Below are 283 nucleotides of genomic sequence, written 5' to 3'. Positions count from 1 at the left end.
ATATTCAGCTGCAACACGTTGAGGGTTGGTGTGCCGAGGAATGGCATCAGCGGACGATGCGTCATCTTATCTATCAGCGCCTCGACCTGCGGCAACGGCAACTGGCGGCTGGCGGCGATACGCGGTGCCTGCCAAAGGGCGGCCTGTGGCGAAATATCCGGATCCAGCCCGCTGGCTGACGCGGTGACCAGTTCAACCGGGACGGCGGCCGGTGCCTGCGGATTGGCGGCCCGCAGCGCAGCGACGCGATCGGCTACCGCTTTGTCCAGCGCCGGGTTGCTGG

Annotated in this window: 1 protein-coding gene; it reads right to left on the bottom strand. The window is 65.7% G+C overall.

What is annotated here, in order from left to right; all coding sequences use genetic code 11:
* On the bottom strand, window positions 1–283 hold a 283-nt coding region (locus SB765_RS29050), incomplete at both ends, for a potassium-transporting ATPase subunit C (protein ID WP_410932408.1).

This window comes from Pseudomonas sp. SIMBA_067 (genome assembly GCF_046534675.1).
Taxonomy (GTDB): Bacteria; Pseudomonadota; Gammaproteobacteria; order Pseudomonadales; family Pseudomonadaceae; genus Aquipseudomonas; species Aquipseudomonas putida.
This window is presented reverse-complemented; position numbering and strand designations above follow the sequence as displayed.